The organism is uncultured Kocuria sp. (genome assembly GCF_947500125.1).
Lineage (GTDB): Bacteria > Actinomycetota > Actinomycetes > Actinomycetales > Micrococcaceae > Kocuria.
Map to the genome: position 1 here is coordinate 1 of NZ_CANMRA010000048.1, position 19,175 is coordinate 19,175.

The window sequence follows — 19,175 nt, forward strand, 5'->3', positions numbered from 1 at the left end:
CCTGGCTCCACCACCAGGACGACGACCATGGCAAGCGAAAACCGTAGGGTGACCCCTTTCCCAACACTTACTCAGAGCGAGCCGTCGCGCCGACAGCAGACATCCGGCGGCCGCCCCGGCGAGGTGGTGAACAGAGCACACCCAGAAGACCCGGAACCGTCCCCGCCGCACACGCTCACCCTGACCGGCACCGGCTGCGCACAACCGATCGGCATGGTCGCTCAGCGCAATCGATAACTCCCGCAACCGAGGAGTCACCAGGATGTGGATCGGTCAGGCACACCGGCTGACCACGATGTCGAAGCCTTCGAGAAAGCCGCCCGGCCATGACCGACCCCAGCGCCTCTCCCCGCCTTCCCCGAGTCACCGGAGGACTGTTCCTCCTCGGGGCCCTCACCTTCGCCACCGCAGCCACGGTGCTGTCGAGCACCTTCGACTGGCCCGACATTCTGCGGGAACCACCCGGAGTGGTGTTGCCGGCCTTCCACGCCGGCGGCCCGGGACTGGTGTGGGTCTGGTTCGCCACCGCCTGGACCTACGGGATCCTCGCCGTGCCGATCCTGCTGCTGCCGGCCGCCCTGGAACGCCAGGGGGACCCGGTGCTGCGAGCGGCCACCTGGATCGGGACGGCCTCGGTGGTGCTGTCGGTGATCGGGTTCCTGCGCTGGGTGTTCGTGGTCCCGTCCCTGGCCGGCACCTGGGCCGGTGCCGATCCCGCCGGCCGGGCCGCGGTGGAGGCCGCCTGGACGGCCCAGCACCAGTTCGGCGGGGCCCTGCTGGGCGAGCACCTGGGCCAGGTGCTGGTCCTGACCTGGTCGATCACGGTGTCCGCCCTCATCCTGTACCACCGGATCCTGCCGGGCTGGCTCGGGGTGACCGGGCTGGTGGTCAGTGGGATCTACCTGCTCAACCAGGGCGAGGTGCTGGCCACCGCCGTGGCCGGCTTCCCCGTCTGGGAACCGGCCGGGCTGATCGGCAGCACCGGGTGGGGCCTGTGGGTGGCCGCCCTCGGCGTGACCCTGCTGCTGCGGCCACCCGTCCACGGGGCACCCCACCGGGGACGCCTCTCCACCACCGCGCCCCGGCAGATTCCTGCCGGGCACCGACCGGACACTCTCCGGGAAGGAACACCGTCATGACAGCTGAAGGACCCCAATCAGTGGAGGACCAGGACGCAACCACTCCCGCACTGGCGAACACGATGCGGGCGGTCGTGCGAGAGCGGTACGGCCCTGCTGAGGTCTTGCACCTGGCACAGGTCCCGGTGCCCCGACCCGGGGCGAAGGAGGTGCTGCTGCGCGTGCACGCGGCCGGGCTGGACCGGGGTACCTGGCACCTGATGACGGGACGGCCCTACCTGATGCGCCTGGTCTTCGGACTGCGGACACCGAGGAACCCGGTGGCCGGGATGGAGGTGGCCGGTGCGGTCGTGGCCCTCGGGGCCGCCGTCACCGGGATCTCCGTGGGCGAGGAGGTGTACGGCATCGCCCGCGGGTCCTTCGCCGAGTACGCCGTGGCCCGGGAGAACCAGCTCGCCCCCGCACCGGGAAGCCTGACCGCTGCCCAGGCCGCGGTGGTACCGATCTCGGCAGCCACGGCCCTGCACGCCCTGGGCCAGGCCGGGCGTCTGCAGGCAGGGCAGAAGGTGCTGATCACCGGGGCCTCCGGCGGAGTCGGTTCCTACGCCGTACAACTGGCCAAGGCACTCGGCGCCGAGGTCACCGCGGTGACCAGCACCGCCAACCTGGACCACGTCCGCTCCCTGGGCGCGGACCACGTCATCGACCGCACCGGCGAGGACTTCGCCGACGGCACCCACCACTACGACCTCATCCTCGACCTGGCCGGCAACCCGCCGCTGTCCCGGCTGCGCCGGGCCCTGACCCCGGCCGGTACCGCCGTGCTCGTGGGCGGGGAAGACGGCGACCGCCTCACCGGAGGCATGGGACGGACCCTGCGCGCCCTGGCCCTCTCACCGTTCGTCCGCCAGCGGTTCACGAACGTCGTCTCCACCACGCGCACCGGTGACCTCCACCGGCTCACCGAGCTCATCGAAGCCGGGCAGGTGGTGCCACACCTCGATCGGACCCATCCCCTGGAACGAGCCGCGGAGGCCATGCGCCACCTCGAGACCGGAACGGTGCGCGGCAAGCTCGCCATCACCGTCTGAGGCCCCCGGGGCTCGACGCACCCGTAGGCACCGCTGAGGAGGCTCCCCTGTCCACGCTCACCGCGCTCCCACGGGAGCCGTGCCACCACACCGGCTCAAGAGCTTCTCACCCTTTGGACGGGCGTGCGTTCATCGGTGCTCGGGGCGGGTCTTCCGCTCCTGGAGTCCTTGAAGAGCGAAGACCAGGGCAGTTCATCTCCACTTTTCGGGGGGTTCATGATCCCGAAAATCATCCTCCTGGCCTTCGTGTCAGGGACAGTAGTTCACGGACACGACGATGGTGACGGAGATCAGTGATGGCACTGACAGACGAGACGACGAGCGGTTCCCCGCCCCGGTTCCTGCCCCGGGGCGAGGGGCGGCTGGCGTTCGAGGTCCACGGCGAAGGTCACTTGGTGGTGTGCGTGCCGGGAATGGGTGATCTGCGCCGGGTATACCGCTTCCTGGCCGCCGATCTGGTGACGGCCGGATACCGGGTGGCGGTGATGGACCTGCGCGGGCACGGGGACAGCGATGCGTCTTTCAGCCACTACGACGACGTGTCCACCGGACAGGACATCCTGGCGCTCATCACGCACCTCGGTGGCCCCGCCAGCGTGATCGGCAACTCGATGGGGGCCGGATCGGCGGTTTGGGCCGCGGCCGAGAACCCAGATTTGGTGGAGCGTCTGGTGCTGATCGGGCCGTTCGTGCGCAACGTGCCGACGCCCCCGTGGCAACGGGTGCTGCTCCGTCTGGCGCTGCGCCGGCCCTGGGGCCGGTGGGTGTGGCGCACCTACTTCCCGAAGTTCTACCCCGGACGCACACCGCCGGGATTCGAGAGGCACCTGGCCGCGATCGACGCGAGCCTGCGCCGCCGCCGGCACTGGGCCGCCTTCGTCCGGACCACCCGCACGACCCACGCCCCCGCCGAGGCCCGGTTGGGCGAGGTGACCGCCCCGACCCTGGTGGTGATGGGCACCAACGACCCGGACTTCCCCGACCCCGCCACAGAAGCCGCCCTCATCGCCGCCCGGCTCCACGGCCAGGTCCTCCTCGTCCCCGGGGCCGGACACTACCCACAAGCCGAAAACGCGCCCCTGGTCTCCCCGGCCGTCGTCAATTTCCTTACCGCGGGGCGGACCGGAGCCTAGAGTCGAGGATCCTCGGCGTGGTGGAGCAGGCACCCGGCCAGCTCCAGCACCGGCAGATGCTGCTGGTGGGCCGCGGCCCGCAGCCGGGCGTGAGCGGGGTCGGCCTCCAGGTCGTGGCGTTCCATCAACAAGCCCACGGCCTGCTGGATCTCCGGGCGACCCGCCACCGCGTCATGGAGCCGCCCGGCCACAGCATCGTGGAGCCGCCCGGTGAGCTGGTGGGCGGCACGCGAGTCCTGGAGGGCCTCCAACAGGGTCGCGGCCGGCCCCCGCCAGCAGACCCAGCAGGTGCTCCTCGTGCTCGGTGAATGCCTCCGGCTCGCCCACGTAGACCTTCACCGCCCCGATCTCCTGCCCCTGATAGACCAACGGCCGGTATCCGGGCCATATGTAAAACGGAGTGTCTGCAACGCCCGTGCTGGCCGTGACCTTAGGTGCCTGTCGTATTCCTGGGATCCGCCCTGGAGCAACCCAGGTCAGATGACACCTGATGGTGCGGCAACCCCGGGTACTGGCAGTAGTCACGGGCTGTCCCCGGCCGGCCTATCGGTCATCACCACGCTCATCGCCTCTTGGCACCGAGGGAACGGCGGGGCAGGATGAGCGCAACCAACCGCCACCACCGGAACCCACCGGGCTCCGGTGTCGAGGAGCCGCGATGAGCCCGGAACCGGAAGGACACCACGAGCCACCGCAGGTCAGCGAGGAGTCCTTGCCACCAACGCCGGAGCGGTTCACCCAGCCGCGCGCTGCGCTGGACTGTGCCAGCGCCCCCCGCGCGTGGGATCTGCAGCCCGGCGACGTCCTCCACGGGCGGACCATCACCTCCGTCCGCGGGGAGGTCCGCTTGGGTTCCAACCCGGTGGCTGTTTTCTCGCTGATGGGAGACCACCCCGCCCACCCGCTCCAGACCCGCATCGGGGCAGCCCGCCCCGACACGGAGTACGGTTGCGACGACGTCTGGCGGGCCGCCCGGGCCTGGGTACGGAACCACCACCTGAACGAAGGCGACGCCGTGGATCTGGACCGACTGCGCACCGACGTGGTGAGCGGTTTCGCCTGTCCCGGGCTGGCCCCCTGCCCCCGCGCAATCTCCCGCACCGCAGACAGGGGCTCCCCAACCCCGAGGTAGTGGTCCCTCGCAGACGACAGCAGGGCCCCGCCCGCCCAGGCCCTGGTCGGCACCCTCCCCGGGGACGGGGTCATCGAGTCGGTGACCCGCTCCAGCTCCATCTGTGCCACGCCGGCCATGACGACGCAGGCCAGAGTGACGGCCTCTGCGCGCATGGCCCACAGGGGTTCCAGCTGCGACGGGGCGAGGCGGGGCGGGTGTGAAGAGGGCGTCAAGATTCGTGCCGGTGGCATTAGCCCAGCGTTAAGAACCGTCCTGGTGCTGGGGGGTCGGGCGTGAACTGTTCAGTAGCGTCGGGGGTGGTCCTCGGCGCCGTGGCAGGCAACGCGATCATGGGCAGGGGGCGGCGCGGTGTTCCGGACGGCCGGTTCTCCCCGAGTGGTCCCCGGGAAGTCTCCGAAGATTCCTGGGCGGATGAAGAAGGCGTTCCTGGACAATCCGGTCCGACTGGTTCCGGTGGGGTTCCTGGCCACGATCATGGTGGGCGCGGTGCTGTTGATGCTGCCGATCTCCCGGGCCGGCCCGGAGTCGGCGGTGTTCATGCCGGCGCTGTTCACCGCTGTCTCGGCGGTGTGCGTGACCGGGCTGATCACCGTGGACACCCCGACGTTCTGGACCCCGTTCGGGCAGGCGGTGATCCTGGGGCTTATCCAGGTCGGTGGGTTCGGGATCATGACCTTGGCGACGCTGTTGGCCCTGCTGGTGCGCAAGCGTCTGGGTTTGTGGAACCAGTTGGTCGCCGCTTCGGAGACGCACACGGTGAACCTGGGGGATGTGCGCCGGGTGCTGCTGCGGGTCGCCCAGATCATGCTCACCGTCGAGGCCGTAGTGGCCGTGATCCTGACCGTGCGGTTCTGGATCGCCTACGACCACGAGCTGGGCCCGGCGCTGTGGCACGGGGTGTTCCACGCGATCTCGGCGTTCAACAACGCCGGGTTCTCGGTGTTCAGCGACAGCCTCATGGGTTTCGTCGGCGACCCGTGGATCATCGTGCCCGTCTGCGCCGCGGTGATCATCGGCGGTCTGGGGTTCCCGGTGATCATCGAATTGCTGCGGGACTCCACGATGACGAAAGCCTGGACGGTGCATGTGCGGTTGACCGTCTACGGCACGCTGCTGCTGCTGGTGCTGGGGTTCGTGGTCCTGGCGGCCTTCGAGTGGGACCGCCCCGAAACCCTCGGGGACCTGCCGGTGGGCGGCAAGGTCCTGGGTGCTCTGGGGTTGAGCGTGTTCCCCCGTACGGCCGGGTTCAACAGCATCGACTACGGGGCGGCCTCCTCGGAGTCGCTGCTGGTGACCAATGTGCTGATGTTCATCGGTGGCGGCAGCGCCGGCACGGCCGGGGGGATCAAGATCACCACTTTCCTGGTGCTGGCCTACGCGATCTGGAACGAGGTCCGCGGCCATGCCCAGGTCACCATCGGGCCGCGCTCGATCAGTTCCTCGGTGCAGCGCCAGGCGCTGTCCGTGGCGCTGCTGGGGGTCGCCGCGGTCGTGCTGGGCACGGTGGCCCTGTTGGTGCTGACCGACCACGGCCTGGAGACCGCGCTGTTCGAGTGCGCATCCGCTTTCGCCACCGTGGGGTTGTCCATGGGGATCACCGGGGACCTGCCCGCCGGTGCCGAGCTGGTGCTGATCGCCTTGATGTTCCTGGGCCGGGTGGGGACCATCACCATCGCCGCGTCCCTGGCCCTGCGCACCCAGCGCCGTCTCTTCCGGTTGCCCGAAGAACGCCCCATCATCGGGTGACCGGACCCGCTCCCCGCACGGCCGGCAGCTCGCCTCAGGAGATCACGGGGAACCGCCAGAGCTCGGTGGATGCACAGAAAGGATGTGGGGCCAGCCGCGCGGGGCAGGTGACCGGTGCGGCCGGTGTGGCCGAGCCGGTACCTGGTGGCTACGCTCGCTTCCGGGCCCTGGCAACGTTTCGCTGCCTCCGGGTCCCATTTGGAGGAGGACACCGTGGTCACAGGCAGCCGCACCCCGCAGCGCAGCACCAGGGACGCCGCCGACGAGCCCGGGAGCGGGCTGGTCCGGCACGCCCGGGTGGTGGTGGCCGTATCGGGAGGCGCGGAGTCCGAGGGGCTGATCGAGCGCGGGCTGTTGACCGCGGCACGGATGCCCGGGGCCGAGCTGATGGCCGTGCACGTGGCCGGGGATGCCCGCCGGGGCGACCTCGAGGGTGGTGCTGAGCTACTGACCCGTTGGCGGCCGATGGTAGAGGCCGGCGGGGGCACCTGGCACACGGTGCTGGGCGAGGACGTGGCCGATGCCCTGGTGGGCTTCGCCCGCAGCGTCCAGGCGACCCACGTGGTGATCGGCACCGCGCGAGGCCGGCACCTGGGCGAATTCCTGCGTCCGGGCATCCCGACCCGGCTCCTGGACGCCGCTGATGACTTGGATGTGCTCCAGGTGCCGCACGACGCCGTCCGACCACACACGACCCGGCGTCAACGTCTCGCCCCCCTGGGGCCCGCCCGTCGAGCGGCCGGCTGGGCCCTGGCCCTGCTGGGGCCGATCGCCCTGACCGCAGGATTCCTCCAGGCCGGCACCGGGACGGACACGATCACCCTGGATTTCCTGTCCCACCTCACAGTGGTGGTCTTCGTCGCGATCCTGGGCGGATGGTGGCCGGCCGTGACGGCCGCGCTGGCCAGCACGATGCTGCTCAACTGGTTCTTCACCCCGCCCACCGGGCAATGGATCATCCACGAACCACTCAACGTCGTGGCCCTGGGACTGTTCCTGCTGGTGGCCGCCGGCGTGGCCCGGGTCGTGGACATCGAGGCAAGGCGCACCACCGAGGCCGGGCGGGCCCGCCACCAGGCAGCCACCCTGTTCGAACTGGCCGGCGGGGTGATCCGGGAAGGGCTGAGCGTGCCGGCGCTGCTGGAGCGGCTGCGCCGCACCTACGACCTGCAGGCCGTCGCCCTGACCGCCCACGTCCCCACCCCGGCGGATCCCCAGGCGTGGACCGTCCTCGCCGGCTCCGGGGAACCGGTTCCGGAACCGGCCACCTGCGACAACACCGTCGTCGTCGACGACCACCACCTCCTGCTCATCAACGGCTTCCCCCAAGAGGCCTCGGACCAAGGCGTACTGGAGGCCTTCGCCGGGAGGATCGCGGCCGTGCTGCAGCAGCAGGAACTCACCGAGGCACGCCTGGCCGCCCAGGAACTGGCGGCCGGCAACGCGATGCGCACCGCGCTGCTGGCGGCCGTCTCCCACGACCTTCGCACCCCCCTGGCCGGGATCAAGGCCGCGGTCTCGAGCCTGCGATTGGAGGACGTGGTGCTCAGTGCGGAGGACACCGCCGAACTGCTGGCCACCATCGAGGAATCGGCCGACCAACTCACCGAGCGGATCGAGGACCTGCTGGACATGAGCCGTATCCAGGCCGGGAGCCTTCTGGTGCACCGCACCGCGCTGGATCTCGAGGACCTCGCCGCGGCCGCGGCGCACAGCCTCGGCGCCACGATCGGTGGCCCCCGAATGCACATCGACATTCCGGCCGGGTGCCCGCCGGTGGCCGGGGACCACGGGCTGCTCGTGCGCGTGATCGCCAACCTCGCCGAGAACGCCCTCAAACACAGCCGCAACAGCCCCGTACTGATCCAGGCCGTCCCCGGATCCGACTCGGTCGACCTGCACGTGATCGACCACGGCCCCGGCGTACCAGATGAGGACAAGGAAACGATCTTCCGACCCTTCCAACGGCTGGGCGACCGGGACACCACCACCGGTGTCGGTCTCGGTCTGGCTGTCGCCCGCGGACTGGCCGAGGGCATGGGCGGACGCGTGCACGCCACCGACACTCCCGGTGGAGGACTGACCATGGTCCTCACTCTCCCCACACCAACCGTCAACACCCTCAGCGATCCATCCCACGGGGCCATCACCGACGGATCAGATGACGAGGTGTCAGCGTGAGCCCGAGCGTGCTCGTCGTCGAGGACGACCCCCAGATCGCCCGCGCCCTGCTGGTGAACCTCAAGGCCCGCGGTTACCGCACCCACCGGGCCGCCACCGGTCACCAGGCCCTGCAGCTGGCCGCCGACGAGCACCCCGACGTTGTGCTCCTGGACCTGGGCCTGCCCGACCTGGAGGGCCGGGAGGTCATCGACGGGATCCGGGGCTGGTCCACCGTGCCGATCATCGTGGTCACCGCCCGGGGCGAGTCCCACAGCAAGGTCGATGCCCTGGACCGCGGGGCCGACGACTACATCACCAAACCCTTCGCCATGGACGAACTCCTCGCCCGGCTGCGCGCAGCCCTGCGCCGGGCCCACCCCGATCCGGGCCAGGCCCAGGTCGAGACCACCGACGGGCGGGTGCGCATCGACCTGGCCACCCGCAGCGTCACCGTCGCCGACCAGCCCGTGCGGTTGACCAAGCTCGAGTGGCGCCTGCTGGAGACCTTCGCCCGCAACCCGCACCGGCTGATCGGACGCACCGAACTACTCACCACCGTGTGGGGCCCCGAGTACGGGGAGGAAACCAACTACCTGCGCGTCTACATGTCCCAGATCCGCGCCAAGCTCGAACCCGACCCGCCCCACCCGCGCTACTTCCGCACCGAACTCGGCATGGGCTACCGCTTCACCCCCTGACCGCACCCGCCCGACACCGGTCACGACGACGCCGACCCTGTTAGAGCTGCATTAAGAAACGCCCCGCCCATCCGAGGCGGGTGTGTACTGGCAGCAGGCCCTCGGGCCCGACCAGCGGCCACGGGCGAAAGGACACGGCGTGGAACGACCCTCCGCAGGCCCCTGTCCGCATTCGCCTGACACCCCAGGACCGGGCATCGTCTCCACGGTCACGAGCGGCACCGCCGGCGGGACACGATCGGAGCACCGCCATGGATAGCATGGCGACACCCGAGCGAGCCGGAGTGGTGCTGCGCCATCCGGAGCGCCCCATTCCTTCCCAGCGGCGCCTGCTGATGTCGACGGTCCCGGCGATGGTCGCCCTCGTCCTCACCGGGATGATCACCACGTGGTGGGCCGGACGGAGCGAGAGCGGCCCGCAATGGTTCGCCCTGGCCTGGATCCCCATCATGGGAATCGCCTGGCTCGTGCTGACCACCACCCGGGCCCCACGACCGCTCCTGGCACACACCGGACAAAGCGTCGACATCGCGGCCGCCCGGAACACAGCGCTGCGGACGCACCACTTGCCGAGCTCATCCTCGATGCGCATCGGCGCAGCGGTCCGCTCCTGCGCCCAGCTCGAGAACATGGTGCTGCTGGCAATGGCCGGGGCGACCGCCGTGGCCGGGGCCGTGCTGCGCCCTGGACTGCCGTGGCTGCCCGTCCTCACCACGCTGGGCGTGCTCATCGCCACCGCGCTTCTCCCGGCCGGGCGATCCTGGGCGTATCTGCGACTGCACGAACACCACGCCCACCGACCTGTTTCCTGATCCCGCGTTCGAAGGGCCGAAGCACCGCGTCACCGCGGAACTGGAGCAAATCCGGCCGCATGAAATCAGGGGCGGGTCGGGCAATGTCCGCGCCTCAGTGGCCGGTATTCCGCCATATGTAAAGCGGTAAAGACTTTATCTGCGTCCTGCGCACATCGTGAGGTTCCGGGTGATGACCTTGGTGCTCCCCCGATTGTCCTCTGACGTGGGATGACCCTGCTCAAGTACCGCACGGCGACGTAGCGTGTCTGGCGTGGTTGCTGCCGGGTTCGACTGGGCTGATTCGGCTTCCGACCTGGGTTTCTGTCGGTGCTGATTGCGTTGCACGCAATCTGTGTGCGAGGATCGCAATCCTCTTCTGAGCTCCGAGGATGACCCATGGGCCACGATGGCGAGAACGTGCGGTTCGTTCCCTTCGGCGGGCAAGCCCCCGATCCGGACGCCTTCCTGAGCACTGTCCTGGATGGATGGGGCGCTCAGCAGCGGGCGAAGGACTTCGCGCCGGCGACGATCGGCACCCGACGCCGTGTCGTGATGAGTCTGGTGGACTTCTCCGGGCGCTACCCGTGGGAATGGACGCTGGCAGATGCGGACGAGTTCTTCTCCCACGCCCGGGCGGTGCGCAACCTCTCCCACGGCACCGTGCGCTCCTACCAGGGAGCGATCAAGCTGTTCTGCGACTACGCCTGCGATCCGCACTACGACTGGTGCCAGCAGGCCGCGAGGTCCTTCGGGCAGGTCTTCGCCCAGGTCGTGACCGAGCTCAACCGCCTCACCCACGCCCAGCCCACCGAGGCGCGCCCGGCCAAACGCCCCTTCACCCAGGCCGAGCTGCAGGAGCTGTTCGATCTGGCCGATCTGGAGGTCGAGCGGATCCTGGCCGCCGGGCGCAAGGGTGCGCTGGCCGCCTGGCGGGACGCGATCGCGTTCAAGACGGCCTACAGCTGGGGACTGCGCTCCAACGAACTGCGGCACCTGTAGGTCGTGGACTTCTCCTCCAACAACCGGGCGCCCTATCTCGGCGGCCACGGCGTGCTGCGCGTGCGCTGGGGAAAGTCCCACCGTGGCTCGGCGAAGAAGGTCCGCTCCGTGTTGACCGTGTGGCCCTGGTCCGCGGAGATGATCCAGGACTGGATCCGCAACGGGCTGCCCCGCTACGGGCAGCCGGTGAGCGATCTCTTCCCCACCAGCACCGGGGCGATCGTGGGCGAATCGCATCTGCTCGGGAGGCTGCGAGGCTTCATCGATGAACTCGGTTTCCCGCCCGGGCTCGACCTGCACTCCTTCCGCCGCTCCTACGCGACGCAGCTGATCACCGGGGCCGGCTTCGACGTCACCTTCGTCCAACTCCAGCTGGGCCACGAGCACGCCGCGACGACCTCGATCTACTCCCTGCCCTCCCCCGACTACCAGCGCCTGGCCCTGGAACGGGCCCACGACCGCACCATCCAGGCAGCCCTCGGGCTGCCCGCACCCAGGAGAACCCCATGAGCACACGCGAGATCACCTACACCTGGCGAGTCCGCGAGATCATGGCACGCCGCGGCGTGCACACCGCCAAAGACCTCACCGAGCTACTGCACGAACGCGGCATCACCCTCACCGCCAACGCCGTCTGGCGCATCGTGACCCAGCAGCCCGAGCGGATCTCCTTCAAGGTCCTCGTCGCCCTCTGCGACGCCCTCGAGGTCACGCCCAACGACCTGATCACCTACACGGCCACCGACGCCAAGACCGTCCGGCAACGCCATGCGGCCGCCGGTGAAGACCTCCCCGACCTTCGCCACTACCGCCCCGTGCGCGCCCGGATCATCGACGACGACAATGACTGACCCCTGGCGTCCGGCCACCGACGGCAACGGATCCGCCCGGCCCCCCACGCTCACCGGCCTCCCCACCCCGAACAAACGTGGCCGACCCCGCTCGACCGGCCCCCACGCCTGCGACCGCTGCCACCAGCAGGTCGCCAAGATCCGCCTCCACTGGCCCGACGGAGCCATCTGCGGGGCCTGCTTCACCGACGCCACCCACACCTACGGCACCTGCCCGCACTGCCGGGAACACCGCATGCTCCCAGGCCGCTCCCCCGGCCGAGAGCCCATCTGCCGTGACTGCGCCGGCATCACCACCGCCCTGACCTGCACCCGCTGCCACCGTGAAGCCGAGAGATTCCGTACCGGGCTATGCATCCGCTGCGCTCTCACCGACGATCTCACCACCGTGCTCGCCCCTGGCGACGACCTCCGTCTGCACCGGCTCATCAGAGTGCTCACCGGAACCCAACGGCCCGAGAGCGTCTACACCTACATGCGCCCAGGCACCCCGGCCAGGACCCTGCTGGATGCCATTGGCGCCCGCGAACTGGCGCTCACCCACGAAGCCTTCGACCGTCTCCCCCGCTCGAACGCCGCCGAACACCTCCGGGCACTGCTCGTCCACCACCGCATGATGCCCACCCGCGGCGACGAGACCCTCGTACGGTTCGAACACTGGCTCGCCGCCAGGATCGCCGCCCTGCCCGAGGACGGCACGGCCCACCTCATCGGACGCTTCGCCACCTGGCACCACCTCCAGCGCATCCGCGCGAAGGCAGCCGAGCCCGACACCGATCTCGAGGCCGCCACCGGCGCGGCCAAACAGGAGATCACCGAAGCCGGGAAGTTCCTCCTCTGGCTGCGAGCACACCACCACGCCACCGCGCAGGAACTGCGGCAACTCCACATCGACGACTACCTCAGCGACGGACCCAGCACCCGCAAGCACATCCGCGCCTTCATCCGCTGGCTCGACCACGACCAAGACCACCGCACCGGCGCACTTCAGGTGCCTTTCCGCAACGCCCACTCCACGCCCATGATCACCCAGTCACAGCGCCTCGAGCTCCTCCGGAACTGCCTCGAACACCGCCAGGTCACCAGGTCCACCCGCCTGGCCGGGCTGCTCCTGCTGCTATGGGCCCACCCCCTGAACAAGATCGTTCTGCTCCGCCGGGAGCACCTCACGGTCACCCCGGGCGGCATGCTCCTCACCCTGGGGACCACCCCGGCAGCCATTCCCGAAGCGCTCACCGAGGTGTTCTGGCAGCACCTGCACAATCCCGAGAACCAGAACACCGTCAATACCGGCACGCAATGGCTGTTCCCCGGCATCCGAGCAGGCCGGCACCTGCACCCGAACACTCTCTCCGGCAGGCTCAAAGTCCTCGGCATCGACGCCCAACGGGCCCGCAACGCCACGCTGCGGGACCTGACCCAAGAAGTCGACGCACGAACCCTGATCGACCTCCTCGGCTACGGCCCCGGCGTCATCGCCCAGCACGCCGCTCGAGCCGCCACACCGATGTCCGACTACATCGACCTGAAGCGCCAACAGCCCCAATGACCTGCAATCACCGAAGAACCGGATAACGCACTTCCCCATCAGCGCCGACCGGGGCCTTGTTCGGCTTTCGCCGCTCCAACCTCGCATAGCGTCTTCGCGTAGCAAACTGGCTTACCCATCCGCCTTTGGCGGTACAGTGCCGTGGTTGGCGCACCCGTGGTGCTCTACTCCCCGGAGTTCTGCCGGGTATCCATGGCCCTGAGGTGTCGGCTGTTCATCCACCCCTCGAGGATCACGATTAGAGCGGCCAGCGGGCCGAACACGATCCCGGCCCAGTCCTGGTTGGATGCTTGCCACAGGGCCAGAGCGCCACCGCTGAGAGCGATCACGCCGGTAAACCACCAATTCAGTCTGGCTCGTCGGGCGTAGCTGTCCGGTGGTGCAGGCGGTTTGGGGTCCCCGTCACGCTGGATCCGGCGGATGCGTCGTTGCTCGAGGCCCAGGAGCAGCGCTCCACCGGCGATCGTCACGGCGCCGAAGACCGCGTTGGACAGCCAGTACCCTCCGGCGGCCAGCAGGGCGGGCACTGCGTCACCTTGCAGCCACCCGATGAACCGGCCACCGGGTCCGACGGTGAACGGAAATGCTGCGATCCCCACCAGGACCCACACCACCCCCGGCACCCGGGCCAGCCCACGGGGCGGGGGCTCCTGCGGTGGTTGCGGCGCCTGGGGAACTCTAGGGATCGGGGGCATCGTTGTCCTTCCTCGCTCAGTCCTGGCCGGCTGGTGCCGGCGGCTGACCGCGGCGGGCGTCCATGACGCGCGCGTGGGCCATCTCCATCCGCCCGGCCCACAGGATCGTCGTCCCCACGATTGGCCAGAACGTCATCGCGGCACCCACCCCGACGAAGATCAGCCAGGCCGCGGTGGCGACCCAGGTGATGATCCCGAACGCCCAGCCCATGAAGACCCCTCCCTGGGCCTGGGTCTGGTAGTCGTAAGGTGCCGGCAGCGGGTCCGGGTCACCCTCGTTCTCCAGGCGCCGGTGTTTGACGTGCAGTCGTTGCACGCCGATGAAGCACCCGCCCAGGGCGAGCAGTCCGATGATCGCGTTGGAGAACCCGTACCCGCCGGTGGCCACCAACCAGGCCAGCGCGGCCTCAAACACCTCGTCGGCAATGATGAACCAGAACAGCCACGCGCCCAGCCCCCACAGCCACTTCCGGTCCTTCTTCGGGGCGGGCCCCTCACCGGTTCCCGGTGCCACGAACATCGCCTGTCCTTCCCCGGGGTCGTGGGCTCACCGCAACCATGACCTGGTGCACGTCCTACCGGTCCGGGGACACGTCGGGTCCGGCCCCCGAGGGCCGGGACTTCTTGAGCCGGTAGCCCAGTACGGCGGCAACGACCAGCAGGCCGGCGGCCAGGCGGGGCAGGATCTCCTCGAACCACGGGTGCACCAGCTCCCCCAGCACCACCCCGGCCGGCCAAGCCACCACCCCGGCGAGAACCAGCAGACCGATCCGCCGCTTCACCCTCTGCCGCCCGGCGGGATCCTGCGGCATCGGGGTGGTGCGCTCATGGTGGCCCTCCCGATCGAAGAGCATGAACGGCAGGGTCGCGAAGAGGTTGGCGAACATCGTCCGATACGCCAGGGACGCGTCGAAGGTGTCGCCCTCCTCAGCGGGCAGGGTCGCAAAGAAGATCGCCATGCCGACGACCACGACGGTCAGAGCCGCCACAGTCAGCAGGCGTCGGCGGTCCCGGACGAAGACGATGTCCCGACCCTTGGACCGGCCGCGGATCAGCCACGCCCCGCCGACGGCCAACCCGGCGCCCCAGAGGAAGAACCCCCAGATGGTCAGCTGCTCGCTGCCGGAGGTGGTGGTCAGGTACGGCAGGGACGAGAGCACGCACACCAGGCTCAGCCCGAGGGTGATGGCCCCGCACAGGGTGCGGAACCACGGGCCGGGTGTGCCGGTGGTGGGTCGTGTTTCGACTGCCATGGTGGATCCCTGTCGTCGTGATGGGTGGAGGTGGCCCGTGCCCGGCCGGAGCTCCGGGCGCCTCACAAAAGGCTGATTCGTCCCTGCCGGCGTCTCGATGACCGCCGATCGGCGTGTGTCACCGGGTGTAGCGGGGTCGGGTGAACCAGGCGCGCAGCGGGGCGCCGAAGGCGGTCACCAGCCAGGCGATGTTGACCGCGATGAAGGCGATCCCGAGGCCGATCAGCGGAATCGCCCATTGCCCGTCGAGCCAGAAGCCGAAGAGGTTGCCCAAAAAGCCTAGGGAGCTCAGGATCGCCAGCACGGTGCCGGTGATCCGCGCCCAGTTCGCGCCCTTTTTCAGGAAGACGTAGGCGGTGGCGTACAGGCCCAGCAGCACCACGACCGCGATCACCCCGGAGGCGATCGAGATCCCGCGCATCTGCTCGACCATGGTCCCGATCTGGCCGGCGTCCTCGGCCGGCACCCCCATGCGCTGGTACATCGCGGCGAAGTCCGTCGTGGCGTAGATGATCGTGACGACGACCCCGAGGGCCGCATAGAGGGCGCCCGAGGCCACGGTCAGACCCAGCAGCCGTTTGAGCTGTGGTGGCGCCGGCGCAGGGTCGTGCTGCTGCCCGTGACCGTCGCGCGCACGGTCGTGCCCTCCGGGCGGGGCGTAGCGGGGCGGTCCGCCGCGGGCGGGCTCGTACGGGTGGCCGGGGTTGTCCGGGTTCTCTGGTGGGGTGCTCATGGCCGGTGGTCCTTCGCTGTGCCGGCAGCAGTGCCGCCGGTGGGGTGTGGTCATTCGTGGCGCAGGGCGGTGATGGGGTCTTTCCGGGCGGCGCGCACGGCCGGGATCGTGCCGGCGGCGAAGGCGATGGTCAGGACGGCCGCCACGATCAGGGCGATTCTCGGGGCTTGGAAGGTGAACAGGGACAGCCCGGGCAGCCCGGCCAGGAAGCCCTCGGCCAGGACCCGGGTCAGGTAGGTGCCGGTAGCCACCCCGGTGGCCGCCCCGAGCACCGCCCCGAGCAGCCCGATGAATACGGCTTCCAGGGAGAACAGGCCGAAGACCTTGGGCCCGCTCATGCCCATGGCTTTCATCAGCCCGATCTCGCGGGTGCGTTCCTGGACGGACATCAGCAGCGTGTTGACGATGCCCAGTCCGGCAGCGATCAGGGCGATGATCGCGCACGCGTTGAGGATCCAGATGATGGCGTTGATGACGGTGCGGAACATGCCCAGCTGGTCCTCGACGGTCAGCCCGATCATCCCGGCCTCCTCCAGTTGGGCCTGGATCGGTCCGGCCCGGCCCGCGTCGTCCATGATGGCCCGGGCCATGATGTAACTGGCCGGGATCTCCTCGGGGCTGCCGCTGACCTGGTAGGCGTAGAGGCGTTCGTTGAAGGAGGTCGAGGGGATGGGGTTCCTGGACACCCCGGCCAGGCTGGCCTGGGTCACCCCGGAGACGCGGGCGTCGAATTCCTGCTGTTGCCCGGCTTTGTTGGTCATCACGACCTGCACGGTGGCCCCGACGGCCTCCTGGGGCGAGCCGAAGCCGAGGTCGGTGACCCAGGTGTCGGGGATCGCTAATTCGTCCTGGCCCTCGGCCGCGACCGACCCGGAGGCCATCTGCACTCCTTCGGAGTCGACCGGGATGCCCAGGGTCAGCTGGAACCTCTCCTGCCCGGCTTGCAGATAGGTGGGGACCACGTTGTAGACCGGTGCCACTTCCCCCACCCCGTCGATCCCCTCGATGGTGGCGACGTCCTGGTCCGACAGGCCCACGAAGGAAACCCCGAACCCGGTGGCGATCTGGGTGGAGTCCGGATCGTATTTTTGCGGCCCCGACCCGGCGGTCAGCTCGATCAGCGGCTGGGACTTCTGCACGTACAGTGCGCTGGCGTCACCGAAGGTGGCGACGGTGACGTCGATGTAGCGGTTGACCCCGGTGCCCATCCCCGAGGTCAGGGTCAGGGCACAGGCGCCGATGAACACGGCCACCACGGTCAGCACCGTGCGGATCCGGCCCCGCAGCGTGCTGGTCACCGCGGAGCCGACCAGGTCCCGCCCCCTCACCGGACACCGCCGGTGACCCCGAGGGCGGCCCCGCCCTGCGGGGCGGCCTCGACCCCGTCGGGGCCCGGCCCGGGGACGGTACGGGCCGGTTCCGCCACGATCCGCCCGTCGCGCAGCTGCACCCGGCGGTCGCAGCGGCCCGCCAGGTCCGCGTCGTGGGTGACCACCACCAAGGTGATGCCCCGTTCCCTGTTGAGCTCGAAGAGGATGTCCTGGACCACCGCCCCGGTGGCCGAATCCAGATTCCCCGTGGGCTCGTCGGCGAAGATCACCGCCGGATCGTTGACCACCGCCCTCGCGATCGCCACCCGCTGCTTCTGCCCCCCGGACAGATCCACCGCCCTGCTGTGGGCCTTCTCCGCCAGCTCCAGGCGCTCCAGGACCACCAGGCCCCGGCGTTTGCGTTCGGCCGCGCCCACTCCGGCAATCTTCAGCGGCAGCACCACGTTCTCCAGCACCGTCTGATTCGCGGTGAGGTAAAACTGCTGGAACACGAACCCGAAGGAGGCGTTGCGGACCCGGTTCAGCTCCCGGGCGCTCATCGACGCGGTGGGCACCCCGTGCAGGGCCACGGCACCGGAGGTCGGGGCGTCCAGCAGGGCCAGCAGGTGCATCAGGGTGGATTTGCCCGATCCGGACTTCCCCACGATCGCCACCGACTCCCCCGCCTCGATCGCCAGACTCACCCCTCCCAGGGCGGTGAACCCCGCATCACCCTGACCGTAGGACTTCACCAGGTCTTGCACCTGAAGCACCGCGGGCATCGTCATTCCTGTTCTCCCCCTCCTCGTACGCCGGCCGGCGACCACTTCGGGCAATGAACCCCTGAATGGCCGGTGTGGGACGGCGTCTCACCCCCACCCCATCATGTGCGAAAGCACATGATGGGGTGAACGCGGCACGCGTCCCCACTAAAGGGGTGCCCCCCGATCCCTGCTCGCGCTCCTGCTCCTGACCCCCGTCAAAACGCGGTTCCGGGCGTCAATCCGCCACTGCCCGGAGGCCCTACGACAGCGCGCCACGCCCGGGCCGCGGTTGTCCGGGGCCAGAGAACAGTCCCTCCCCGCCCCCACCGGGCCACGCAGAGACAGGCACCGGAACGAACGTCCCGTACCCGAGGGACACGATGGTCAACCCCAACCGCGACGTGACAGCTCCAGTAGTCAATCGGACCGTGACCCAGCGTGCAGCACGTGCAGATAGCACCAAGCGCGCCGGATCCGAAAGGCGGAACCGATCGCGACCCCCAACGCCCCACAGGAGGCCAACACCCACGGAAACTCCGGCCGGACGAGCTCACCGAGGAACATGCCCAGCAGGACAGCCACCATCACCACAAGCCCCTCGACGATGGCGCAGGCAGCCAGGCCCGCAGCGGCCCGGACGTCGGGATCCGACGGCACGATCCTGAACTTCGGCGCCGAGGACAGCGCCCCCTGCCATCGCACCTTGCTGACCTTCTTGTTAAAACGAGGACGTGGAGCCTGAGCGAAGTGGTGGACGAGCATCAGCAACCCGAAGACGGCCAAGGTAGCCAGGAACCACAGCAGCTCCGGCGCAGCATCGGGCAGGAACCACGCCAGCGCCGGAAAGCTGATCACCGCCACTGCACTTGCCGGCAAGGCGCGCCTGATGAGCTGACCAACCGTGGGGATCGAGAATCCGCCGGCGGGTCGAATGTCACGGCCCACGGCGCCAGCGTCCTCGTCCACGTTCGCGACGCTACCGCCCAATGTGGGCGGCAGTCTCGGCGCACAAAAGGGGACCCTCATCAAGCTCCGCCCGAAGCCGAACCTCAACTGCATCACCGTTCCCGCGGGCAATGTCCGGTAGCCGGCCTTATGTCAGGTTACAACGACTCTATTCGCGGTTTCTGCACATTGTGAGGTTTCGGGTAACAGCTCCGATGTTCCTCCAACTGCCTTCTG

At 69.4% G+C, this 19,175-nt stretch carries 19 protein-coding genes; 11 read left to right on the forward strand and 8 right to left on the reverse strand.

Features of this window, described 5'->3' with window-relative positions; translation table 11 throughout:
* The first annotated feature begins 326 nt into the window (after positions 1-326).
* The 3 genes from Q0817_RS18760 to Q0817_RS18770 all read left to right on the forward strand — a co-directional run bounded on the left by Q0817_RS18760 (position 327) and on the right by Q0817_RS18770 (position 3,303).
* On the forward strand, positions 327-1,139 hold the full coding sequence (locus Q0817_RS18760) for a DUF4386 domain-containing protein (protein WP_298591635.1): 813 nt from the start codon (positions 327-329) through the stop codon (positions 1,137-1,139).
* A gap of 20 nt (positions 1,140-1,159) precedes the next feature.
* Positions 1,160-2,170: an NAD(P)-dependent alcohol dehydrogenase gene (locus Q0817_RS18765; protein WP_298591636.1), complete on the forward strand. Its 1,011-nt coding sequence runs from the start codon at positions 1,160-1,162 to the stop codon at positions 2,168-2,170.
* A 296-nt stretch (positions 2,171-2,466) separates the two neighbouring features.
* Positions 2,467-3,303, forward strand: a complete 837-nt coding sequence (locus tag Q0817_RS18770) for an alpha/beta fold hydrolase (protein WP_298591637.1) — start codon at positions 2,467-2,469, stop codon at positions 3,301-3,303.
* On the opposite strand, the gene Q0817_RS18775 is transcribed toward Q0817_RS18770, so the two are convergent.
* Positions 3,300-3,494, reverse strand: a complete 195-nt coding sequence (locus Q0817_RS18775; protein WP_298591676.1) for an ANTAR domain-containing protein — start codon at positions 3,492-3,494, stop codon at positions 3,300-3,302. The two genes, Q0817_RS18770 and Q0817_RS18775, sit on opposite strands and share 4 nt — an antisense overlap.
* A gap of 1,355 nt (positions 3,495-4,849) precedes the next feature.
* Between Q0817_RS18775 and Q0817_RS18780 the strand changes: the two genes are divergently transcribed.
* The 8 genes from Q0817_RS18780 (at position 4,850) to Q0817_RS18815 (ending at position 13,238) form a co-directional block, all read left to right on the forward strand.
* Positions 4,850-6,184 carry a TrkH family potassium uptake protein gene (locus tag Q0817_RS18780; protein WP_298591638.1) on the forward strand — a complete coding sequence of 445 codons (1,335 nt, stop codon included), beginning with the start codon at positions 4,850-4,852 and terminating at the stop codon, positions 6,182-6,184.
* Between the two features lie 213 nt (positions 6,185-6,397).
* On the forward strand, positions 6,398-8,365 hold the full coding sequence (locus Q0817_RS18785; RefSeq protein WP_298591639.1) for an ATP-binding protein: 1,968 nt from the start codon (positions 6,398-6,400) through the stop codon (positions 8,363-8,365).
* Entirely contained in the window at positions 8,362-9,045 is a 684-nt protein-coding gene (locus tag Q0817_RS18790; RefSeq protein ID WP_298591640.1) for a response regulator transcription factor, read from the forward strand. Before Q0817_RS18785 ends, Q0817_RS18790 begins: the two co-directional genes overlap by 4 nt.
* A gap of 260 nt (positions 9,046-9,305) precedes the next feature.
* Positions 9,306-9,857, forward strand: a complete 552-nt coding sequence (locus Q0817_RS18795; protein WP_298591641.1) for a hypothetical protein — start codon at positions 9,306-9,308, stop codon at positions 9,855-9,857.
* 378 nt (positions 9,858-10,235) lie between these two features.
* Positions 10,236-10,838 (forward strand): hypothetical protein, encoded by a 603-nt coding sequence (locus Q0817_RS18800; RefSeq protein WP_298591642.1) that lies wholly within the window; start codon positions 10,236-10,238, stop codon positions 10,836-10,838.
* Between the two features lie 3 nt (positions 10,839-10,841).
* A complete protein-coding gene (locus tag Q0817_RS18805) occupies positions 10,842-11,348 on the forward strand; it encodes a site-specific integrase (RefSeq protein WP_298591643.1) in 507 nt (168 codons plus the stop codon).
* Positions 11,345-11,689, forward strand: a complete 345-nt coding sequence (locus Q0817_RS18810; protein WP_298591644.1) for a helix-turn-helix transcriptional regulator — start codon at positions 11,345-11,347, stop codon at positions 11,687-11,689. Before Q0817_RS18805 ends, Q0817_RS18810 begins: the two co-directional genes overlap by 4 nt.
* The gene (locus Q0817_RS18815) at positions 11,682-13,238 is read left to right on the forward strand and encodes a hypothetical protein (protein ID WP_298591645.1); all 1,557 of its coding nucleotides are present in this window, start codon (positions 11,682-11,684) and stop codon (positions 13,236-13,238) included. The genes Q0817_RS18810 and Q0817_RS18815 overlap by 8 nt, the downstream gene beginning before the upstream one ends.
* A 164-nt stretch (positions 13,239-13,402) precedes the next feature.
* On the opposite strand, the gene Q0817_RS18820 is transcribed toward Q0817_RS18815, so the two are convergent.
* From Q0817_RS18820 to Q0817_RS18850, 7 genes are all read right to left on the reverse strand, one after another.
* Positions 13,403-13,765: a hypothetical protein gene (locus Q0817_RS18820; RefSeq protein WP_298591646.1), complete on the reverse strand. Its 363-nt coding sequence runs from the start codon at positions 13,763-13,765 to the stop codon at positions 13,403-13,405.
* A 184-nt stretch (positions 13,766-13,949) separates the two neighbouring features.
* Entirely contained in the window at positions 13,950-14,453 is a 504-nt protein-coding gene (locus Q0817_RS18825; RefSeq protein ID WP_298591648.1) for a hypothetical protein, read from the reverse strand.
* 55 nt (positions 14,454-14,508) lie between these two features.
* Positions 14,509-15,186, reverse strand: coding sequence for a hypothetical protein (locus tag Q0817_RS18830; protein WP_298591649.1), 678 nt, complete (start codon positions 15,184-15,186; stop codon positions 14,509-14,511).
* Between the two features lie 118 nt (positions 15,187-15,304).
* Positions 15,305-15,919: a hypothetical protein gene (locus Q0817_RS18835; protein ID WP_298591650.1), complete on the reverse strand. Its 615-nt coding sequence runs from the start codon at positions 15,917-15,919 to the stop codon at positions 15,305-15,307.
* Between the two features lie 50 nt (positions 15,920-15,969).
* Positions 15,970-17,217: an ABC transporter permease gene (locus Q0817_RS18840; RefSeq protein ID WP_298591652.1), complete on the reverse strand. Its 1,248-nt coding sequence runs from the start codon at positions 17,215-17,217 to the stop codon at positions 15,970-15,972.
* A gap of 26 nt (positions 17,218-17,243) precedes the next feature.
* Positions 17,244-18,011: an ABC transporter ATP-binding protein gene (locus Q0817_RS18845; protein ID WP_298591661.1), complete on the reverse strand. Its 768-nt coding sequence runs from the start codon at positions 18,009-18,011 to the stop codon at positions 17,244-17,246.
* Positions 18,012-18,410: 399 nt separating this feature from the next.
* Positions 18,411-18,959: a hypothetical protein gene (locus Q0817_RS18850; protein ID WP_298591666.1), complete on the reverse strand. Its 549-nt coding sequence runs from the start codon at positions 18,957-18,959 to the stop codon at positions 18,411-18,413.
* Between the last annotated feature and the right edge of the window lie 216 nt (positions 18,960-19,175).